Annotated in this window: 19 protein-coding genes; 10 read left to right on the top strand and 9 right to left on the bottom strand. The window is 19.4% G+C overall.

Going from position 1 to position 23,459, the window contains the following annotated elements; genetic code table 11:
• Positions 1-72 precede the first annotated feature (72 nt).
• Positions 73-1,209, top strand: a complete 1,137-nt coding sequence (gene dnaJ, locus AB4W57_RS00595; protein WP_367677631.1) for a molecular chaperone DnaJ — start codon at positions 73-75, stop codon at positions 1,207-1,209.
• A 93-nt stretch (positions 1,210-1,302) separates the two neighbouring features.
• Here dnaJ and rpsT read toward each other — a convergent pair whose 3' ends face one another.
• Positions 1,303-1,569: a 30S ribosomal protein S20 gene (gene rpsT, locus AB4W57_RS00590; protein ID WP_367677630.1), complete on the bottom strand. Its 267-nt coding sequence runs from the start codon at positions 1,567-1,569 to the stop codon at positions 1,303-1,305.
• A gap of 196 nt (positions 1,570-1,765) precedes the next feature.
• Between rpsT and ileS the strand changes: the two genes are divergently transcribed.
• The 6 genes from ileS to AB4W57_RS00560 all read left to right on the top strand — a co-directional run bounded on the left by ileS (position 1,766) and on the right by AB4W57_RS00560 (position 11,049).
• Positions 1,766-4,588: an isoleucine--tRNA ligase gene (gene ileS, locus AB4W57_RS00585; protein WP_367677629.1), complete on the top strand. Its 2,823-nt coding sequence runs from the start codon at positions 1,766-1,768 to the stop codon at positions 4,586-4,588.
• Positions 4,589-5,068, top strand: a complete 480-nt coding sequence (lspA, locus tag AB4W57_RS00580; RefSeq protein ID WP_367677628.1) for a signal peptidase II — start codon at positions 4,589-4,591, stop codon at positions 5,066-5,068. It begins immediately after the preceding gene.
• Between the two features lie 205 nt (positions 5,069-5,273).
• Positions 5,274-6,086 (top strand): 4-hydroxy-tetrahydrodipicolinate reductase, encoded by an 813-nt coding sequence (gene dapB / locus AB4W57_RS00575; protein ID WP_367677627.1) that lies wholly within the window; start codon positions 5,274-5,276, stop codon positions 6,084-6,086.
• A gap of 75 nt (positions 6,087-6,161) precedes the next feature.
• Positions 6,162-7,298 carry a glutamine-hydrolyzing carbamoyl-phosphate synthase small subunit gene (gene carA / locus AB4W57_RS00570; protein WP_367677626.1) on the top strand — a complete coding sequence of 379 codons (1,137 nt, stop codon included), beginning with the start codon at positions 6,162-6,164 and terminating at the stop codon, positions 7,296-7,298.
• 18 nt (positions 7,299-7,316) lie between these two features.
• Positions 7,317-10,550, top strand: coding sequence for a carbamoyl-phosphate synthase large subunit (gene carB / locus AB4W57_RS00565; RefSeq protein ID WP_367677625.1), 3,234 nt, complete (start codon positions 7,317-7,319; stop codon positions 10,548-10,550).
• Position 10,551: 1 nt separating this feature from the next.
• Positions 10,552-11,049: a dihydrofolate reductase gene (locus tag AB4W57_RS00560; protein WP_367677624.1), complete on the top strand. Its 498-nt coding sequence runs from the start codon at positions 10,552-10,554 to the stop codon at positions 11,047-11,049.
• A gap of 6 nt (positions 11,050-11,055) precedes the next feature.
• On the opposite strand, the gene AB4W57_RS00555 is transcribed toward AB4W57_RS00560, so the two are convergent.
• Both AB4W57_RS00555 and rsmA read right to left on the bottom strand, forming a co-directional pair.
• Positions 11,056-11,874, bottom strand: coding sequence for a symmetrical bis(5'-nucleosyl)-tetraphosphatase (locus AB4W57_RS00555; RefSeq protein WP_367677623.1), 819 nt, complete (start codon positions 11,872-11,874; stop codon positions 11,056-11,058).
• A 79-nt stretch (positions 11,875-11,953) separates the two neighbouring features.
• On the bottom strand, positions 11,954-12,772 hold the full coding sequence (gene rsmA / locus AB4W57_RS00550; protein WP_367677622.1) for a 16S rRNA (adenine(1518)-N(6)/adenine(1519)-N(6))-dimethyltransferase RsmA: 819 nt from the start codon (positions 12,770-12,772) through the stop codon (positions 11,954-11,956).
• A gap of 629 nt (positions 12,773-13,401) precedes the next feature.
• Between rsmA and AB4W57_RS00545 the strand changes: the two genes are divergently transcribed.
• The gene (locus AB4W57_RS00545; RefSeq protein WP_367677621.1) at positions 13,402-14,169 is read left to right on the top strand and encodes a DedA family protein; all 768 of its coding nucleotides are present in this window, start codon (positions 13,402-13,404) and stop codon (positions 14,167-14,169) included.
• A 119-nt stretch (positions 14,170-14,288) separates the two neighbouring features.
• On the opposite strand, the gene rplY is transcribed toward AB4W57_RS00545, so the two are convergent.
• Complete coding sequence (rplY, locus tag AB4W57_RS00540; RefSeq protein ID WP_367677620.1) at positions 14,289-14,573, bottom strand: 50S ribosomal protein L25; 285 nt, start codon at positions 14,571-14,573, stop codon at positions 14,289-14,291.
• 72 nt (positions 14,574-14,645) lie between these two features.
• Positions 14,646-15,491 (bottom strand): deoxyribonuclease IV, encoded by an 846-nt coding sequence (gene nfo, locus AB4W57_RS00535; protein WP_367677619.1) that lies wholly within the window; start codon positions 15,489-15,491, stop codon positions 14,646-14,648.
• A 256-nt stretch (positions 15,492-15,747) separates the two neighbouring features.
• On the opposite strand from nfo, the gene glyQ reads away from it, so the two are divergent.
• Entirely contained in the window at positions 15,748-16,629 is an 882-nt protein-coding gene (glyQ, locus tag AB4W57_RS00530) for a glycine--tRNA ligase subunit alpha (protein WP_367677618.1), read from the top strand.
• Between the two features lie 16 nt (positions 16,630-16,645).
• A complete protein-coding gene (glyS, locus tag AB4W57_RS00525) occupies positions 16,646-18,718 on the top strand; it encodes a glycine--tRNA ligase subunit beta (RefSeq protein WP_367677617.1) in 2,073 nt (690 codons plus the stop codon).
• 516 nt (positions 18,719-19,234) lie between these two features.
• On the opposite strand, the gene pheT is transcribed toward glyS, so the two are convergent.
• The 4 genes from pheT to rpmI form a co-directional block, all read right to left on the bottom strand.
• Positions 19,235-21,637, bottom strand: coding sequence for a phenylalanine--tRNA ligase subunit beta (gene pheT / locus AB4W57_RS00520; RefSeq protein WP_367677616.1), 2,403 nt, complete (start codon positions 21,635-21,637; stop codon positions 19,235-19,237).
• Positions 21,638-21,650: 13 nt separating this feature from the next.
• Positions 21,651-22,637: a phenylalanine--tRNA ligase subunit alpha gene (pheS, locus tag AB4W57_RS00515; protein WP_367677615.1), complete on the bottom strand. Its 987-nt coding sequence runs from the start codon at positions 22,635-22,637 to the stop codon at positions 21,651-21,653.
• A 179-nt stretch (positions 22,638-22,816) separates the two neighbouring features.
• Positions 22,817-23,173 (bottom strand): 50S ribosomal protein L20, encoded by a 357-nt coding sequence (rplT, locus tag AB4W57_RS00510; protein WP_367677614.1) that lies wholly within the window; start codon positions 23,171-23,173, stop codon positions 22,817-22,819.
• Positions 23,174-23,217: 44 nt separating this feature from the next.
• Positions 23,218-23,415, bottom strand: coding sequence for a 50S ribosomal protein L35 (rpmI, locus tag AB4W57_RS00505; RefSeq protein ID WP_367677613.1), 198 nt, complete (start codon positions 23,413-23,415; stop codon positions 23,218-23,220).
• Positions 23,416-23,459: the final 44 nt, after the last annotated feature.

The raw sequence follows: 23,459 nt of genomic DNA, 5'->3' as shown, positions 1-23,459 counted from the left end.
ACGGGCGAAGAAATAAAAAAATCTACGCCCGTTTAAAATATATATAATAAATATTTAAAAAGAGATAAAAATATGAATAAAAAAGATTATTATAAAATTTTAAATATTTCTAAATCAGCTACTGATAGAGAAATAAAACGAGCTTATAAAAGACTTGCTGTAAAACACCATCCTGATAGAAATAACAACAGTAAATCCTCAGAAATAAAATTTAAAGAAATTAAAGAAGCATATGAAATTTTAATTAATCCAGATAAAAGAGCAGCGTATGACCAATATGGACATTCTGCTTTTGAACAAAATTCTTCTGGAAATGATTTTAATGGATCTTTTAGCAGTTCAACTGATTTCGGAGATATATTCGGAGATGTATTTGGAGATATTTTTGAAAACAGCAATCAAAGACAAAATAATCGTGGATCAGATTTACAGTATAATATTTCATTAAACTTAGAAGAAGCAGTTAAAGGTGTAGTTAAAGAAATTCATATTCCATCTTTGCAACAATGTCATACGTGTCGTGGAAATAAAACACAAACAGGAACAGTTCCAGAAAATTGTAATACATGTCATGGAAAAGGAAATATACATATGAGAAAAGGATTTTTTACAGTACAACAAACATGTCCTTCGTGCCAAGGTCAAGGAAAATTTATTAAAAATCCATGTCATACTTGTAATGGATATGGAAGAATTCAAAAATCTAAAAAACTCTCTATAAAAATTCCTGCTGGAGTAGATAATAATGATAAAATTAGATTAAACAACGAAGGTGAAGCTGGAGAAAACGGAGCTGCTTCTGGAGATTTATATATACAAATCAATATTAAAAAACATCCTATTTTCACAAGAAAAAAAAATGATTTATACTGTGAAATTCCTATTAATTTTACTCTAGCAGCATTAGGTGGAAAAGTTGAAGTACCAACCTTAAATGGACAAGTAAAAATCAAAATTCCACCAGAAACACAAACAGGTAAATTATTTCGAGTAAAAGGAAAAGGTGTACAATCAATTAGAAACTATATAACAGGAGATTTATTATGTAAAATTATAGTGGAAACACCAATTAATCTTAATCAATATCAAAAAAAACTTCTATATGATTTAAATAATAGTTTAAAAGGTAATCAAGGAGATAAAAATAACCCTCGTTCAAAAAGATTTTTTGATGGTGTAAAAAAATTTTTTCAAGATTTAACAAAATGAGAATAAAATATAAAGCGGTATTAATTTCATAAATTAATATAAAATTTAGAAACAATACTGCTTCTCTAAAAATTTTTTATTAAATAAAAATATTTATTTTGATATGTTTCTAATTTTTTTTAATAAATTAGATTTATATCGTGCTGCTTTATTTTTATGTATAATTTTTTTCATAGAATATCGATCTACTACAGATTGCATTTTTTTAAAAGCAATCATTGATTTATTAAAATCATTAATCGTAATACATAATAAAACTTTTTTTATGTATGTTTTAATCATAGAACGATTTTTATTATTAGAAATTTTTCTTTTAACAGATAACAGAATACTTTTTTTAGAAGATTTTAAATTAGCCATAATAAACTCCTGCATTTAAATACTTATAATATAATTTCATTATACTAAAATAATTTTTTTAGTACAAAACATAAAAATTAAATATTTTCAATATAAAATATATAAATTCTACAATTAATAAAAATTTACTTTTGATAAAATTATAAAAATTAATTCTCAATTATATACTATTAATACAAAATAAGAAAAAAAACTTATGATAAATTATAAAAATACCTTAAATTTACCTCAAACTAAATTTTCTATGAGAGGAAATTTACCACAAAAAGAAATAGAAATATTAAAAGAATGGAAAGAAAAAAATATTTATGCATTAATTATTACATCAAGACAAAATAAAAAAAAATTTATTATTCATGATGGACCTCCATATGCAAATGGTAAAATACATATAGGTCATGCTTTAAATAAAATTTTAAAAGATATAATTATTAAATATAAAACACTTGAAGGATATCAAGTACCATTTATTCCATGTTGGGATTGTCATGGTTTACCTATTGAACATAATATCGAAAAAAAACATAAAAAAAATTTTTGTAATTTAACTAAAAAAGACATTCGTTTAAAATGCAGAAAACATGCACTTAAACAAGTTTTAAAACAAAAAAAAGATTTCATAAGATTAGGTGTCTTAGCTGATTGGAAAAATTCATTATTAACAATGGATTATCATAATCAAGCAAATATAATACGAATAATTTATAAAATTCTTAAAAAAAATTTTTTGTATCAAGGATTAAAACCAATACATTGGTGTATTAAATGTCAATCTTCTTTAGCAGAAGCAGAAGTAGAATATAAAGAAAAAAAATCAGATTCTATATATTTTTCTTTAAAATCTTGTAATCCAAAAAAAATTTTTAAAATATTTAAATATAGTAAAAAAAAAACTATTATAAAAAATATATATATTATTATTTGGACTACAACACCATGGACTTTACCAGCAAGTCAAGCTATTTCAATCAATTCAAAATTTATTTACAGTTTAATTCAAACAAAAAAAAAAATATTTATTCTTGCTGAAAAAAAAGTTAAAGAAGTATTTAAAACTCTAAAAATAAAAAAATATAAAAAAATTGGATCTATTATAGGAAAAAAATTAGAAAATTTAAATTTTTGGCACTCTTTTCTTAATATAAATATTCCAACAATACTAAGTTCACATGTAACTTTAGAAATTGGAACTGGAATTGTACATACAGCTCCTGCACATGGTCAAGAAGACTATATTGCATGTCAAAAATATCATATTCAACCAAAAAATTTAATTGATTCTTATGGTAATTACAAAAAAAATATTCATACAAATATATATAAAAAAAATATTTTTAAATCTAATCAAATAATTATTTCTCTATTAAAAAAAAATAATTCTTTATTACAACTAAAATCTATTAAACATAGTTATCCTCATTGTTGGAGACATAAATCTCCAGTTATATTTAGATCTACTCAACAATGGTTTATTAACATTAATAAAAAAACATTTAAAAAAAAAACAATTCATATTACAAAAAATGTTTCATGGATACCAAAATGGACTAAAAATAATCTACAATTATTAATAAAAAATCGACCAGATTGGTGTATCTCTAGACAAAGATCTTGGGGTGTACCATTACCTTTTTTTATACATAAAGACACAGGATTATTACATAATGATACAAATAAACTTTTAAAAAAAATTATTTATCTTGTGAAAAAAAATGGAATAGAAGCATGGTGGAATTTAGACAAAAATAAATTTTTAAAAAAAGATAGTCAATCTTATCGTAAATCCTCAGATATTTTAGACGTATGGTTTGAATCAGGTTGTATACATACTTCTCCTATATATTTATATAAAAAAAAAGAAAATATTTCTGATTTATATATAGAAGGATCAGATCAACACAGAGGATGGTTTATGTCATCTTTAATAATTTCCTCTATTATAAAAAACCAAGCTCCATTTAAACAAGTCATTACACATGGCTTTACAATAGATCAAGACGGACAAAAAATGTCTAAATCTGTTGGAAATACAATTAGCCCAAATGATATAATTAAAAAATTTGGAGCAGATATATTACGATTATGGGTTGCATCTAGCAATTATTCTAAAGATATCTCTGTTTCTCAAAATATTATCAAACAAACTACAGATTCTTACAGAAAAATACGAAATACAGCAAGATTTTTATTAAGTAATTTATATGATTTTAATCCTAAAAAGAATTCTTTATCAAAAGATAAAATGTTAAAAATAGATCTTTGGGCAATAGAAAAAACTTTAAAAGTACAAATACAAATTAAAAATCTTTATCAAAAATACAAATTTCATAAAGTTACTAAAAAAATTTTAAATTTTTGTTTTTTAGAAATGAGTTCTATATATTTTGATATCATTAAAGATCGTTTATATACGTCTCATAAAAATAGTCAAAATAGAAGAAGTTGTCAAACAGCAATATACTTAATAATACAGGCTTTTGCTATATGGATTTTACCTATCATACCATTTACATCTTATGAAATATGGAAAAATATACCTTATATAAACACAAATATCTTTACACAAAAATGGTTTAATAAACTTTTCTTAATACCGAATACAGATATAATTAATGCACAAACTTGGAAGATAATTTTTCAAATCAAAAATGAAATAAATAAAATGATAGAAAAAGAAAAAAAAGATCAAAAAATTTATAGTTCTTTAGAAATATCATTAAAATTATATTTAAAATCAAAACTATTTCAAAAATTTAAAATTTTTGAAAATGAATTAAAATTCATATTTTTAACTTCTAAATGCTCAATTAAAAAATATCTATATGCTCCAAAAAATTTAAAAAAAAATAAAAAAGTTGAAGGAATTAAAATAGAACTGAAAAAACATACTGGGAAAAAATGCAATAGATGTTGGAATTATTATAAAATTCAAAAAAATGAAACAAAAGAAATATCAAACATCTGTAATAAATGTATAAATAATATTAATGAAAAAGAGGAAAAAAGAATATTTGCATAAATGAATAAAATTTTTTATACAATAAATAATAATATTACAATTATTATCATTCAATTAATATTATTTACAGATTATATAACTAAATCTTTTATTTTAAAAAATTTTAAAAGTTATCATAAAATTAAAATTCTTAATATATTAAATATAATATATGTCAAAAATTATGGATTTATATTTGGATGGTACTCATATAAAAAAATTTGGAATTATATGTTTATTAATTTAATTAATATAATTTTCATTATCATAATGATAATTTTAATATATAATTTATTTTTAAAAAAAAATCTAAAAAAATATTATGAAATTTCTTTTATTATAAGTGGATTTATTGGAAATACTATAGATAGAATAAAATATGGATATATTATAGACTTTTTTGATTTACATTATGAAAACTTACATTTTCCAACATTTAATATATCTGATATAAGCATTATATTTGGTTGTATATTATTATTTTTTAAAAATAATAAATAAACAATATTTTTATAAAATATTCTCTATCTGATATTTAAAATATTATAAATATATTAATTAATAATATATTTTTTTAAAAATCTTAATTAAATTATATAAATCATGCTTATATTTTAATAAATGTAAAACTTAAAATTATTTTAAAAAGTTATACTACACTCAATATATTTACTAAATAATTAAAAATTATAAGGTTAATCAAATAATGAATAAAAAAATTATTAGAATTTCTATTTCCGGTGCTCTAGGAAAAATGGGTAAATGTCTCATACAAGAAATAAAAAATTTCAAAACACTTTGTTTAAATTCAATAATTATTAAAAAAGATAAAAATATAACAAATAATAATAAAAAAACACTTCAAAATCTTAAAAAAAATAAAATAAAAGTTTACACAGAAATAAATAACCATAAAGATTTTGATGTTTTAATAGATTTTACAAATCCAAAAAATACTATGAAAAATGTAAATTTTTGTTATAAATATAATAAAAAAATAATAATTGGAACCACAGGTTTATCTAAAGAAAACTATTTAGATATTAAAGAAAAATCTAAGAAAATTAGTATTTTATACTCTACAAATTTCAGCATAGGCATTAATTTAATATTAAATCTTTTAAAAATTACTACAAAACAAATTGGTAAAGATTCAGATATAGAAATTATAGAATCTCATCATCGTCATAAAATTGATTCACCTTCTGGAACAGCTTTAACTTTAGGAAAATCTATTGCTAAACACATGAAATTAAATTTAGATGATATTGCTGTATATAATAGAAATCATTCAAATTATCAAAGAAAAAAAAATGAAATAGGATTTAGTAGTATCAGAGCAGGAGAAACTATAGGTAAACATTCTATACTATTTTCAACTCAAGGAGAAAACATTACTATTACGCATCAAGCATTTAATAGAAAATCATTTGCTCATGGAGCTCTTAAAAGCGCTATATGGATATATAACAAAAAAAATGGATTATTTAATATCAATGATGTCTTAAAAAATCAATAAATTTAGAAAACTTATTATATTAATATCCTTAAATATTTCATTCATATAAATTAAATTTAAAATATAGAGGCAATTTTGAAAAAAAATGCTGTTTTAATTCTAGAAGATGGAAGCAAATTTTATGGAAAATCTATAGGAATTCAAGGTATAGAAACTGGAGAAGTTGTATTTAATACATCTATGACAGGATATCAAGAAGTATTAACAGATCCATCTTACAAAAATCAAATAATTACATTTACTTATCCACATATTGGAAATGTAGGAGTAAATATAAATGACGAAGAATCTTCTTTAATACATGTGAAAGGATTAATCATACGTGAAATTTCTCCTATATCTAGTAATTATCGAAGTACACAAAGTCTAGTAGATTATTTAAAAAAAAAAAAAATATTAACAATTACAAATATTGATACTAGAAAATTAACAAAAAAAATTAGAAGCAAAGGATCACAACAAGGTTGTATTATATGTTTAAAGAAAATTCCAAAATTTAATAGTTATGCAGATATAGTTGTATATAAAAAAAACATTATAACTAAAATAAAGAATAATAATAAAAAAAAAATATATCAATGGAACAAAAAAAGCATCAACATACATTCTAAAAAAAATAAAAAATATGATTTTTATCCCATGAAAAAAAAAAATATCATTGTATATGATTTTGGAATTAAAACAAATATTTTAAGAATGTTGAAAGATAGAAAATGTAACGTAATAGTTGTTCCAGAATATACAAGTTATAAAAAAATATTAAAACTTTCTCCACATGGAATATTTTTATCAAATGGCCCAGGAGATCCAAGAAATTTTAAAAAAGCAATAAAATCTGTAAAAAAATTAGTACAATACAATATACCAATATTTGGAATATGCCTTGGTCATCAAATTCTTGCATTAGCTAATGGTGCTACAATAAAAAAAATGAAATTTGGACACCATGGCAGCAACCATCCTATACAAAATATTTGCACAAAAAAAATCTTTATTACTTCGCAAAATCATAATTTTGTTGTAAAAAAAACTAATCTACCAAAAAAAATAAAAATTACTTATATATCTTTATTTGATAATACAATACAAGGAATAAAAATTAATAATAAACCTATATTCAGTGTTCAAGGACATCCAGAAGCATGTCCAGGACCTAACGATTCTTCATTTTTATTTGATCAATTTTCAAAATTAGTAAATCAAAAAAAATAATATATTAAAGAGAATAAAATGCCTAAAAATAAAAATATTAAATCTATATTAGTACTTGGAGCAGGACCTATAATTATTGGTCAAGCATGCGAATTTGACTACTCCGGAGCGCAAGCTTGTAAAGCTTTAAGAGAAGAAGGATATAAAGTTATTTTAATCAATTCTAATCCTGCGACAATTATGACTGATCCAGAAATCGCAGATAAAACATATATCGAACCCATTCATTGGAAAATAGTTAAAAATATTATTAAAAAAGAAAAACCAGATGCATTACTTCCAACTATGGGTGGTCAAACAGCATTAAATTGTGCTTTAGATTTATATCATCAAAAAGTTTTATCTAAATTTAAAGTAAAAATGATTGGAGCAACAGTTAAATCTATTAAAAAAGCAGAAGATAGAAGATTATTTAGACAATCTATGAAAAAATTACATCTAAATGTACCTAAATCAGGAATTGCTCACTCTTTAAAAGAAGCTTTTCGTATACTAAAAAAAATAGGTTTCCCATGTATTATAAGACCATCTTTTACTATGGGAGGCACAGGTGGAGGAATTGCATATAATCAAAAAGAATTTCAAGATATTTGTACTAGAGGATTAAATTTATCGCCAACACAAGAACTATTAATTGATGAATCTATGATTGGATGGAAAGAATATGAAATGGAAGTTGTAAGAGATAAAAATGATAATTGTATTATCGTATGTTCAATAGAAAACTTTGATCCTATGGGAATACATACAGGAGATTCAATTACAGTATCTCCAGCTCAAACATTAACTGATAAAGAATATCAAATAATGAGAAATGCTTCTATAAATATTCTTAAAGAAATTGGTATCGAAACCGGAGGATCAAATGTTCAGTTTGCAATCAATCCAAAAAATGGAAAAATGGTAGTTATAGAAATGAACCCAAGAGTTTCTCGTTCTTCTGCTTTAGCATCTAAAGCTACTGGATTTCCTATCGCAAAAATTGCTACAAAACTAGCTATTGGATATACTTTAGATGAATTAAATAACAAAATTTCTGGAGTAAATATTCCAGCTTCTTTTGAACCATCTATAGATTATGTAGTAACTAAAATTCCAAGATTTAATTTTGATAAGTTTCCGAATAGTAATAATAAATTAACTACGCAAATGAAATCTGTTGGAGAAGTAATGGCTATTGGACGTACTTTTCAAGAATCTTTACAAAAAGCAATACGAAGCTTAGAAAACGATTATGATGGATTTAATTCAAAAATTAAATTTTATAAAAAAAATATTATAGAAAAAATAAAAAAAGAACTAAAAGAACCTAGTTCTAATCGATTATGGTATATAGGTGATGCATTTAGACATAATATAAATATCGAAAAAATACATCAATTAACATCTATTGATAAATGGTTTTTAATACAAATTAAAGAAATTATTGATTTAGAAAACAAAATAATAAATAATTATCAAAAAATTAAAAATATAAATTTTTTAAGAAAAATTAAACAAAAAGGATTTTCAGATTCAAGAATTGCTAAATTAACTAATACAAAAGAAAATAAAATTAGAGAATTAAGATATAAAAATAAAATCTATCCAGTGTATAAAAGAGTAGACTCATGCGCTGCAGAATTTAAAACTTCTATTGCATATATGTATTCAACTTGGGAAGATGAATGTGAATCTAAACCTACACTAAACAAAAAAAAAATTATTATTTTAGGAAGTGGTCCTAATAGAATTGGACAAGGAATTGAATTTGATTATTGCTGTGTACATGCTGCGCAAGCATTAAAAGAAAATCATTTTGAAACAATTATAATTAATTGTAATCCAGAAACTGTTTCTACAGATTATGATATTTCAGACAGATTATATTTTGAACCAATTACATTAGAAAATGTATTAGAGATTATTAAAATTGAAAAACCTCAAGGTATAATTATTCAATTTGGAGGGCAAACACCATTAAAATTAGCAAAACTTTTAAATAAAGAAAAAATAAAAATTATTGGAACTAATGCAAAATCTATTGATCAAGCAGAAAACAGAGATATATTTCAAAATATTATTAAAAAATTAAATCTTAAACAACCAAAAAATGCTACAGTAACGAATTTAGAAGAAGCAATTAAAGAATCAAAAAAAATTAAATATCCGATGATGATTCGACCTTCATATGTTTTAGGAGGAAAATCTATGGAAATTATATATAATGAAAAAAATCTAAAAAAATATTTTACAAAAAAAATACAAAAAAATAAAAAAAATTCAGTTTTAATAGATCATTATTTAAATGATGCTATAGAAATAGATGTAGATGCTGTTTGTGATAAAAAACAAGTATTAATTGGAGGAATTATGGAACATATTGAACAAGCAGGAGTACATTCAGGAGATTCAGCTTGCTCACTTCCTTCATTCTCACTAACTCATGAAATATTAAAATTAATTAAAAAACAAGTAACAGAAATTGCTTTAGAATTAAAAATTAAAGGATTAATAAATATACAATTTGCAGTAAAAAATAATAAATTATATGTCATTGAAGTGAATCCAAGAGCAGCTCGCACTATACCTTTTATTTCTAAAGCTACTAGTTTTCCATTAGCTAAAATAGCTACTAAAGTTATGATTGGAATATCTTTAAAAAAACAAAAATTTATACAAGATGAAATAAAAACTATTTATTTTTCTATAAAAGAATCTATTTTTCCATTTAATAAATTTTCTAATGCAGATCCAATCCTTGGTCCAGAAATGAGATCTACTGGAGAAGTTATGGGTATTGGAAAAACGTTTGCAGAAGCTTTTGGTAAAGCAATGATTAGTACACAAACTATGATTAATAACAAAAAAAGAGTCTTATTATCGATTGAAGATCTTAATTTAGAAAAAATTATTAAATTATCAAAAAAATTAATACAATTTAATTTTAAAATTGATGCAACATATAATACATTTAAAATTTTACGCGCAAACAACATTTCTGTAAGAAAAGTAAATCATATTTATGAAAATCATCCTAATATCAAAGATAGAATAAAAAATAATGAATATTCATATATCATTAACACCGCTTATTCTACAGAAGAAATAAAAAAATCAAAAATTATTCGCAGACATGCTATTAAAAACCAAATTTACTATAATACAACAATTAATGGAGCATTAGCATCAATTCAATCATTAAAAACAAATCCATTTAAAAATATTATAAGTTTACAAGAACTACATAAAAAAATAAAAAAAAATATATAATATGATTAGTATAATTGCAGCAATATCACAAAATTATGTTATTTCTCAAAAAAATAAAATTCCATGGAATATTTCTAAAGATTTGTTATGGTTTAAAAAGCACACTATTAATAAAGTCATTATTATGGGCAGGAATACATGGAATACAATAAAAATTCCTTTGCCTATGAGAAAACATATTATTCTTAGTAAAAAAAAACATAAATCTATACATTTAAATAAAAAATATCCAATAAAATGGGCTAAATCTATACAAGACGCAATAAAATTATCAAAAAGTTATTCAGAAAAAATGATTATAGGAGGAGGAGAAATATATTCTCAATTTCTCCCTATAACAACTAAACTATATCTTACTCATGTAAAAAAAATAATTCCAGGAGATGTATTTTTTCCAAAATATAAAAATTATAAATGGAAAAAAATATATCAAACAAAAAATTTTATAGATAAAAAAAGTAATTTAATTTATTTTCATGAAATATTAGAAAAAATGTAAAATATATTATTTTAATGAATTACATTCAATAGTAAATTTTTTTTTATCTTCCCATCTTAAAATAGTTAATTTTCTACCCCAACAACAACCAGTATCTAAAGAAAAGAAATTTTCTGGTGTTGTTGTATTTTTTAAAGAAGACCAATGTCCAAAAAATATAGAATAATCTGAATCTAATTTATTTTTAATAGAAAACCAAGGTAAAAAATTTTTATTAAAATGAGGAGGAGTGTCTTTATAGCTAAAATCTAATTCTGAATTTATATTACAATATCTCATGCGAGTAAAAGAATTTACAATAAAACGAAAACGATTATATTTATTCAGATTTTTAGACCAAACATTTGGAAAATCACCTTTCATATACCTTAAATATTTTAAAAAATTCTTTCCAGATAGTTTAAACTGCGCTTCTTCTGAATATTTTATAATTTCTTTAAGAGTCCATTTTGGAAAAATTCCAGCATGTGACATCAATATTTTTCTATTTAAATCATACTGAACTAAAGGAGTATTTTTTAATTTTTTAATTATAAATTTCAAACTAGAAAAATTTAATAATTCTGAAATTTCTTTTTCTATAGATTTTTTTTCTATATTAAAATATATAGATAATAAATTTAAGTCATGATTTCCTAAAACTAATCTTGCTTTTTTTTTTAATGAAAACACATATTTTAATACTTCTAAAGACTTTGGTCCTCGTCCTACTAAATCTCCTGTAATCCATATTTCATCTTTTATATCATTAAATTTTACTTTTTCTAAAAGTGAATAAAATTGATCATAACATCCATGAATATCACCTATAAAATAAGTACTCATAAATAAATATTCCTATGTTAAAAATTAATAAAAATAAAAAAATTTAAAATCTAAAAAATATTTTTATATTTGATAAATTTTACATATTTTTACGTACTAAATAATCTGTTAGCTGACAATATTCTTTTAATGATAAATTTTCTGCACGAAATTTAGGATTAATATTTAATTCTAATAATGTATTCTCAGAAAATAAACTTTTTAAACTATGCTTTAATATTTTTCTTCTTTTAGAAAATGCTGTTTTTGTAATTTTACTTAATATATTTAAATTAAAATTAAATTGTGGAAAAACTTTATGCGGAGAAAGTTTTAAAAAAGTAGAATAAATTTTTGGAACAGGATAAAAAGATTGTGGAGTAACATCAAATAATTTTTTTACTTTAAAAAAATATTGTATTAAAATACTTAAACGTCCATATAATTTACTATTAGGATATGATAAAATGCGATTTGCAACTTCTTTTTGTAACATAAAATGCATATCTTGAATAATCAAATTAAATTTAATTAAATACATTAATAAAAAAGTAGAAATATTATATGGAAGATTTCCAAAAATTCTTATTTTATTTTTTTTATTTTTTAAGTAAAATTCTTCAAAATTAAAATTACAAATATCTTGTAAAAAAAAATTTATTTTTGAAAAAAAATTTTTTTTTTTAAAAAAATTTAATATGTCTATATCTATATCTACTACATTTAATATATCTACTTTATGAGATATAGGAATAGTTAGAGCTCCTAATCCAGGACCAATTTCTAAAAGTAAATCATCTACAGTAGGACTAATATATTTAATTATTTTTTTAATAACAAATTTATCTTTTAAAAAAACTTGTCCAAAATTTTTTTTTTGTAAAAATTTTTTATATCTATTTTTTTTAAAATATATCATAAAATCTCTTTAAAACTAAAAAAGTTAATCAAATATTATATTTTTTATAAAAAATTATTAAAAATTTTTTATTTATTTACTAAAAAAATATTTTAAATATTATTTTTTAAAAAAATAAAATTAATTGCTTGTAATAAATATATTATAAATATAACTTGAATTATTTATATCATATCTTATTCATAAAAATATTTAATACTCATTTTAAAAAAATTATGTATAGAAAATATTTTTATTATCTTTAAAGTTTATGATCTTAAAAAATATATTTTTAAATAAACTAAAAAAATTTAAATAATAAATGATGTTAAAATATCTGTTGATATTTTATTTTATTAAATATTTTGTTAAAATTTATTCAAATCTTAAAATAAAAATTATTTAATAAAAATAAAAAATTAAATTTCGATATAAAATATTAAACTTATTAATTTAAAAATTTATTTTATAAAATAAAAAAAATTTTATATAAATTATTTTAATAATTAATATTATTTTAAATATAAAATAAAAAAAACTTTGTTAAATATGAAAAATAATACTAAAATTAAAAAATAAAAATTTTAAATTAAAAATATTTTTAAATAAACTAAAATTTTAATAAATAAATTTATTACAAGGATATAAAAATGGAAACATTTCTTAATTATATTTCTAAACAATCAATTATGTATTTCATGATTATTACCATGTGTATTTCGTTTATAGAATCTTTGGCATTAATAGGTTTTTTTTTACCTGGAATATTAATAATGTCAACTTTAGGAGCTGCAATTATACATTCAAATAAAAAATTTTATCCTATTTGGCTTGCTTCAATAATAGGATGTTTATTAGGAGACTGGATTTCTTATTTTATAGGTTGGAAATGTAAAAATTTAATTAAAAATTTAAAAATTTTCCAAAAAAATTTAATAATAATTAAAAAAGTTCAAAAATTATTAAAAAAATATAATTTGATTACAATATTTTTAGGTAAATTTATTGGAATTACAAGACCATTAATTCCAATTTTATCAGGAATGTTAGAAATTTCTTTTTTTAAAAAATTTTTTTTTCCAAACTTAATCAGTTGTATCATTTGGCCTATAATATATTTAGCACCAGGAATACTTACTTGTATATTTATTCAAACTCCTAATTATTCTGAAAATAATTATTTTAAAAAATTTTGTATATTTAATATTATAACTATTTTTTTAAGTTTATGGATAATTTTACAAAATTTTAAAAATAAAAATTATTACGAAATAATATATTTTTTAAAAAAAAATTATATATTTTTATTACCTATAATAATTTTTATTATTGGAATAATAAATTTATTAATTTTACAATTTTATCCAGAAATGATCGTTTTAAGATCTACAATTATAAAAATATTTTATTATAAATAACTTTTTCAAATATATAAAATATTAAAATATACAAATTTTATCTTTAAATTGAAAAGATAATTATTAAATTAATTATAACAAAATATTAATATTTAAATGTTTTAAAAAAATAATAAAATTTATATTCTTAAAAAATCAATATGAACAAATTTATGTTTAAACGGATGTTTTTGTATTTCTTGTAATTTAACATTAATTTTTAGATTTTTAATAATTATTAAAAAATTTTTATTAATTAAATTGTTTTTATTAAATAAATTTAATATATCATCTTGTCTTAATTGAATTAATATAGGTTTTTTTTTCTTACCATAAATAATTGATGGAAAATAATTCTTTAAACGTAATCGTCTGCTATTTTTTGTGCCAAAAAAATTTCTTTTACTAGCATATATAGTAATCATATTTAATCCTAATATAATATAAAATATTTTTTAAATTTTAAATAATAAAAAAATGAAGCAAATTTTTTTATGCTATAGTATATCTTTTGATTGTAACCAAGAAATTTCTTCTAACCATAAACTTTTATTAATTGTTTCTAAAATTATTGGTTTTTTTTCAAATCTCAAATCTTGAATAATCCATTCAAAAAAATTTCTTCCAATATATCCTAATCCTAAATTTTCATGTCGATCTTTTCTACTTCCTAAAATATTTTTAGAATCATTTAAATGTATACCTTTTAAATAATTAAATCCAATTTTTTTATGAAAAGCATCAAAAGTTTTAATATAATCTTTTTTAGTTCTAAGATCATATCCTGCAGCAAATAAATGACATGTATCTAAACAAATACCAACTCGTTTTTTATTTTTTACCCTATTAATAATTATAGATAATTGTTCAAAATTATAACCTAAATTAGTTCCTTGTCCTGCAGTATTTTCAATCACTAAAATAATTTTATTAGTTTTTTCTAAAATAAAATTAATTGAATCAGAAATTAATTCTAAACATTTTTTTTTAGTAATTTTATTTAAATAACTACCTGGATGAAAATTTAAATATTTTAATCCCAATTCTTCACATCGTAATACTTCTTCAAGTAAAGATAATCTAGATTTATTTAAAAAAACTGGATTTGGATGTCCTAAATTAATTAAAAATCCACTATGTGGTAAAATTTGTTCAGATAAATAATTATATTTTTTACATGTTTTTTTAAAATCTTTTATAATTTTTTGAGTAATCTTAGGAACTTTCCATCGCAAAGGATTTTTAATAAACAAACCTATTGCTGTAGATTTTAGTTTATAAGAATATTCTATAGCATATGAAATGCCTTTAGAAATACTAACATGTGATCCAATATATTTCATTATTTATTTGTCCTATATAATTATAAAAAAATAAAAAATATTAATAAAAAAATATTTTAATATTAAATATTATAAATTAAAATAATATTTTTATTAAAAAATATTAACATACTATTAATTTATTTTTTTTAAATTAATAAACTCTTTTAAAGAATTAAAAAAAATAAAAAAAATTAAAACTTGTATTACATTTATAAAAATTAAAAAATACAAATTTATTAATTTTTAAAATACTAACTATAAAAATATAAAAATTATGAATAAAAATAATACACAAAAAACATTTTATGAAATTATCTCATCTTTAAAAAATTTTTGGATTAATCAAGGTTGCACTATTATACAACCATTAGATATTCCTATAGGAGCTGGAACTTTTCATCATCGAACATTTTTTTCGTGTTTAGAAAAAAAACCAACATCATATGCTTATACTCAAGCATCAAGAAGACCTACTGATGGAAGAAGTGGAAAAAATAAAAATAGATTACAACATTATTATCAATTTCAAGTAATTATTAAACCAGTTCCAAAAAATATTCAACAAACGTATTTAAAATCTTTGTCAGAATTAAATATTAAACTATCTCACAATGACATAAAATTTATAGAAGATAATTGGGAAAATCCAACATTAGGAGCGTCAGGAATAGGATGGGAAATTTGGTTAAACGGAATAGAAATAACTCAATTTACATACTTTCAACAAATCGGATCTATAAATTGTGAACCGATATCAGTAGAAATTACATATGGTTTAGAAAGATTAGCAATGCATATACAAAATTTAGATAATATATATAAAATAATCTGGTCTAAATATAAAAAAAACAAAATTGATTATAAACAATTATTCTATAAAAATGAATTAGAACAATCTCAATATAATTTTAATAAGTCTAATGAAAAATTTTTATTAAAAATTTTTAAATTATATTTTTTAGAATCTAAAAGATTACTATCTTTACATAAACCTCTTTTAATTCCTGCATATGAATGTATATTACAAGCAATTCATTGTTTTAATTTATTAGATGCAAAAAAAGTTATTTCTTCAACAGAAAGACAAAATTATATTTTTAAAATAAGAAATATTACAAAAAATATTGCTATTTCTTATAAAAAAAATAAAATTTAAAAAATGAGAATAATAAATGAAAAAAAAAATATTTTTAATAGAAATCAACACAGAAGATTTACCAGCAAAGAAATTAAAAAAAATTTCTTTATTTTTTTATAAAAAATTTATTAAAATATTAAAAATAGAAAATATAATTTATGAAAAAATAAGTTGGTTTTCTACATCTCGAAGATTAGCTATTCAAATAAAAAATTTTACATATGATAAAAAAATTGAATATATTATAAAAAAAGGACCTCCTGTATCAATTTCTTTTAATAAACAAGGAATTATTCAAAAACCAGCGTTATTATGGATGAAAAAATTTAATATTACTAAAGAAAACATTCAAATATTAAATAAAAATAATAAAAAATGGTTAATTTATAAAAAAATAAAAAAATATTCTAATTATGAAAATAAATTGGCTGAAATTTCAAAAAAAATTTTTTACACATGTTCAAATTCTCATTTAATGCAATGGAATAAAAAAAAATATAAATTTATTCGACCAATTAGAAATATTGTTATGTTAATTAATACAAAAATTATTCCTCAAAAAATGTTTGGTTTATATACAAATAGAAAAACACAATGTCATTATTTAATCAAAGATAAATCTCAAGTAAAAATCTTACATGCTAAAAATTATTTATCTATTTTAGAAAAAAAAGGTAAGGTAATTGCAGATTATAAAATAAGAAAAAATAAAATTAAAAAAAATATTTTAAATTTAGCAAAAAAAAATAACAGTTTTCTTAAAATAAATAATTATTTATTAGAAGAAATTAATTCTTTAGTAGAATGGCCATCTGTCTTAATAATATCTTTTAAAAAAAAATTCTTATCTTTGCCAAAAGAAATAATAATTTATATTATTGAAAACAATCTAAAATGTTTTCCATTATTTAAAAAAAACAACACATTGCAATCTAAATTTATTTGTGTAATTAATACAGAAACTAAAAACTATCATAAAATTATATCTAGCTATCAAATAGTAATATCTTCTAAATTACAAGATATAAAGTTTTTTTTTAAAAAAGATATCAAAACTCAATTATCTGATAAAAAAAAATTATTAAAAAAAATTCTATTTCACGAAAATTTAGGTAATTTAGAAGATAAAACAAATAGATTACAAAAAATAATATTATTATTACAAAAAAAAATTTCTTTTAATCCTAAAAATGCACAAAAAGCAGCATTTTTATCTAAATGTGACATTATTAGTTGTATGGTATCAGAATTTCCTGATCTGCAAGGAATAATTGGTTCTTATTATGCAAAATATGATAAAGAACCTAAAGAAGTTTATACAGCTTTAAGAGAATATTATTTACCGAGATTTAAAAATGATAAATTACCTTCCTCAAATATAGGAATTGCATTGTCTATAACAGATAAACTAGATACTTTAATAGGTATGTTTATTATAGGTAAAATTCCTAAGGGAGATAAAGATCCATTTGCATTAAGAAGAATATCTATAGGTATTATAAAGATAATAATTTTTTATAAAATTACATTTAATTTAAACACATTAATAAAAAAAATAATTTTAATATATGGCATTAAAAAAAATATAAAACTAATTACATCTCAAATAATTAAATTTATTATAAATAGATTCAATCATTTTTATAAAAAAGAAAAAAATATTAAAAATATTATAAAATCTATAATTAATATCAATAAAATTAATTTATTTAAAATAAATAAAAAAATTAAAATGATAATTAAATTTCTGAAATCTAAACATTCAGAAAGAATATTAAATATGCATAAAAGAATTACAAATATTTTAAAAAAACAAAATTTTAAAAATTCATCTGAAATTAATTCGAAATTATTTAAACATAACTTAGAGCAAGAATTATATGAAAAAATTAAATTTATTAATATCAAAGTTAATATCTTAAATAAACAAAAAAAATATCAAAAATCAATTATAGAAATAATAAATATTAATTATATTCTAGAAAAGTTTTTTAAAAATATTATAATTAATCATAAAAACAAGAAAATTAAAAAAAATAGATTAAATATTTTATATATGATTCAAAAAACTTTTCATAAAATAGCTATATTCTCTTATTTATATTAATAAAATTTTTTAAAAAATTATAACTTGACTAAAAAAATTTAAAAAATACTATATTTTAAATTTTTTAGTCAAAGAAATTTATTTAAAACACATAATCTAATTATAGAGATTAAATATTTTTATTAAATAAAATTATTTAATATAGAATTATTTTTTTAATACAAGTTAAAATTGTAATTTGTATATATTTAAATATTTTATAATAAAATTATTAATGTTAATAAATTTTTTTTATTTTTTAATAAATTTTATTAAATCTATTTTTTTTATTTTTTATTTTATTTTGTTTATTAAAAAATTAAAATAAAAATATAAAAAATAACATATAAAAATTTATACATATTTATAAATAAATTAATTAAAATAAATTAAGCTAAAAAAATCAAACATTTTTTATTCCTTTTATAGTAAATTAAAATGTAATATTAAAAATTAATATACAAATAATATATGAAATTTATATCAATATATATTTTAATAACTTTTTTTATTAAAATATAACTTTATAAAAAGTTTTTAAATAAATTTATCATCTCTTAATATTGCTTGAAATTTATGTTTCATTCTATGAATACATTTTTTAAATAAAACTTCTATTTCATTATAAGTAAAATTTTTTTTTATACTTTTAAAAAAAATTCTTAAAGATAAACTTTTTTTATTTATTGGAATTTTTTTTCCTTCATATATATCTACAATTATAACTTTAAAAATATTTTCTAAAGAAACTTTATAACATTCCTGAATAATTTCTAAAGCAGGTATAGAACTAGAAACAATAATTGAAATATCTCTAATACTATAAGGATAAAAATAAAACTCTTCTATAGGATTATTTTTTAATATAGGAATTTTTTCTATAGCAATTTCAAAAGCAAAAATATTCTTTACTATATTAAAAAACTTATTAATTTTAGAGTCTAATAATCCGATATATCCTAATTTAATATTTTTAAAATAAATTGTTGAACATATATTTGAATCAAAACCATATATATGAGATTTTTTAAAAAAAATATTATTTATATTATAAAAAAATAAAAAAAAACTTTCTATATCGTATTTTAAATCATAAAAACTAAACTCTTTTTTTTGATATAACCAATTTTTTTGATATTTATTACCACTAATTATAGCAGATAAAAATAACTTTTGATGAACTTGAAATTTATTTTTTTTATCTTGAATAAAACATAAACCACTTTCAAATAAACGAAAATTATCTTGTTGACGATGTAAATTATATTGCATATTTTTTAATAATCCAGAAAATAAAGATGTTCGCATATATGCTAAATCTTTAGAAATTGGATTAATTATTTTCATAAATTTTCTATTTTTAAAAAATAATTTCTGAGAATTTTTATCAGTAAAACTATAATTTATAACTTCAGAATATCCTCTAATAGAAAAAAATTTTTTTATTTTATGTAATTTTTCTAAAATTAAATTTTTTTTAGGTATATTTACATTTAATTGTAAAGGTACAGTTGGTAAATTATGATATCCATAAAAACGTATTATATCAGATATTACATCTTCTGCACATATAATATCTGAACGAAAAATAGGAGATGAAACTACTAATCTATGTAATTTTTCATAAATAACATATTCTAATCTTTCTAGTATATCTAAAATAAAAAATTTATGAATTATAAATCCTAAAACTTTATTTATTTTTGTATATGATATAATTATTTTTTTATTTATGTAATTTTTTTTATTTATAAAACATGTACTAGAAATAATGCTATTTGGAAATAATTTAAATAATATTTTAGAAACACGTTCTAAAGCAAAACACGATAAACTATCTTGACATTGTCTATAATAATTATCATAAGATATGTAATATTTATTATATTTTCTTTTAATATAATTTATTAAATTTTTATTAAATACTCCAGAACCTATATAAAAATTTGTAGTATTATTATTTATTGAAAAATCTTCAGAATTAATAAAACCACCCAAAGAAATAATTTTTTTATCATTTTCAAAAACTAATGTATTCTGAGATATCTGAATTAAATGATTATTTTTAAATAAAATACTTTCATTTAATTTAGATAACCGAATTTTTATTTTTTTTTTATGAAACTTATTTAAATCAAAAATATGAATTGCTTGACCTAATTCAAGCGATACATAATTAACAATATCGTACACAATATTAACAGATTGAATATTAGATTTTCTTAATCTTTCTCGAATCCAAAAAGGAGTAGGAAAAGATAAATCTAAATTTTTAATAATTTTAATAAAATAACTAGAACAAATATTTTTATTAGAAATAGAAATATGAAAATTATTATTAAATTCAATATTATCTAAATGATTAAAATTTTTAAATTTATCTACTAATTTTAAATTATTTAAAACTGATAATTCTCGAGCAATTCCTAATATTCCTAAACAATCATTTCTATTAGGTGTAATATTTATAGTTAATAAATCATCTGGGTAAAGTTTAAAATATTTTTTAACTAAAACGCCTATTTCTTGATCTTTAGGAAACTCTACGATATAATCTTTATTACCAAAAATTTTAAAATCACGATATGTATATATTTTCCATTTTAATAAATCATTTTCGTTATTTATTTTAATTTTATTATCTAAATTTATTAAATGTTCTGTCTTTAATCCAACAGCTAACTTCATACCTAAATAAATATTTTTTTTTTGAGTAAAAGTATAAACAAAAAAATTTTTTTTTAATTTAATCTTTAAAAAAGATTTATTATCTTTATAAGATATACAAATAACTTTTCCAATATAAGAATTTTTAAAAAAATTTTTATTTTTTTGTAAATCTTCTACTTCTAAACCAATTTCTGTTAATTGATTACAAATTAAAGAATTTTTTAAATCTTTTGCTAAAAATGTTTTTAACCACGACAAACTAAATTTCATTTTTACTCACTATTTATGTAAATTGTTTTAATAATCTTAAATCATTTTTAAAAAATGAACGAATATTTGAAATATTATATTTTAACATAATTATACGTTCTATACCGATTCCAAAAGCACATCCTATATATTTTTTAGAACTAACATGTACATTTTTTAAAACTTGAGGATGAATCATTCCACAACCAAGTACTTCTAACCATTTGTTTGATGTTTGATTTAAAATATCAATTTCTGCAGATGGAGTAGTAAAAGGAAAATATGAATTTCTAAAACGAATTTTATATTTTTTTTTAAAAAAATATAATAAAAAATTACTCATAATCCACTTTAAATTAGAAAAATTAATTTTTTTATCTATAATAAAACCCTCTACTTGATGAAACATAGGGCTATGAGTTAGACTAGAATCATTTCTATATACTTTTCCAGGAACAATTACTCTTACTGGAGGTTTTCTTTGTTCCATAGTACGAATTTGCATACTCGAAGTTTGTGTTCTTAATAATATATTTTTATTAAACCAAAAAGTATCATGACTATCTCGTGATGGATGATTTTTTTTAATGTTTAAAGCATCAAAATTATAATAATCATCTTCTATTTCTGGTCCAAATAATATTTCAAAACCTAATTTAAAAAAAAAATTTTTTATACGATTAATTTCATAAGTAATAATATGCATTGAACCTAAGTTTACTTCTTTGCTAGATAAAGACAAATCAATATTTTTATGTTTATTTAAATTTTGAATTATTTTTTCTTTTAAAAATTTTTTCTTCAAAAAAAATAATTTTAAAATTTTTTTTTTAATTTTATTAATTTTAATACTTAATTTTTTTTTATCTTTTAAATCTAATGTTTTTAACTTTCTAAATTTTTTAGTAATAATTCCATTAACTCCTAAATATTCTGATCGTAAAATATTTAAATCATTTTTTTTTTTACATTTACTTAATTTTGATAAAACATCTTGAATGTAATTTTTATAATCACTCATTACTTAGAATTTCCATAGAAATTAATAATATATCAAAAAGCTTCCTTAAAAAAAAGGAAGCTCATCATTTGTATTTAAATCTAAAAAAATATTTTCTGAAATATTATATAACGTTAAATTTAACATTTTTTATTTATTAATTTAATTAAATAAAAAATTATTATAAAAATAATTTCTTATTAAGATAAATATGTATTAGCAGTTTGTACTAATTTTTTAAAAGATATTGCATCATAAATAGCTATATCTGATAATATTTTGCGATTTATATTAACTGACGCTTTTTTTAACCCATATATAAAATTACTATAAGATAAATTATTTTCTCGAGCAGCAGCATTAATACGAGAAATCCATAGTTTTCTGAAAACCCTTTTTTTTTGACGTCTATCTCTATAAGAATATTGTCCAGCTTTTAAAACTGCTTGAACAGCTACTCTATAAACTCTAGATCGTGCACCATAATATCCTTTTGCTTTCTTTAAAACTTTTTTATGACGAGCACGAGAACATACTCCTCTTTTAACTCGAGCCATTTAAAATCCTTAATTTGTTAAAAAATTTTATAAAACATTTTATTTTAATTATACGGAAAAAAAGTTTTTACTACCTTAGAATTTGATTTAGAAATAATTTTTTTCATTCTTAAATTTCTTTTTCTAGAAGTAGATTTTTTAGTTAAAATATGTCTTAAATTAGCTTGTTTTCTTTTAAATTTACCAGAAGCTGTTTGTTTAAAACGTTTTGCTGCACTCTTTAAAGTTTTTAATTTTTTCATTAAAAAATTCCTAAAAAATTTATAAAAATAAATCAGCATTTATT

The organism is Buchnera aphidicola (Chaitophorus populicola), assembly GCF_964058995.1.
GTDB classification, from domain to species: Bacteria; Pseudomonadota; Gammaproteobacteria; order Enterobacterales; family Enterobacteriaceae; genus Buchnera_J; species Buchnera_J aphidicola_BO.
This window is presented reverse-complemented; position numbering and strand designations above follow the sequence as displayed.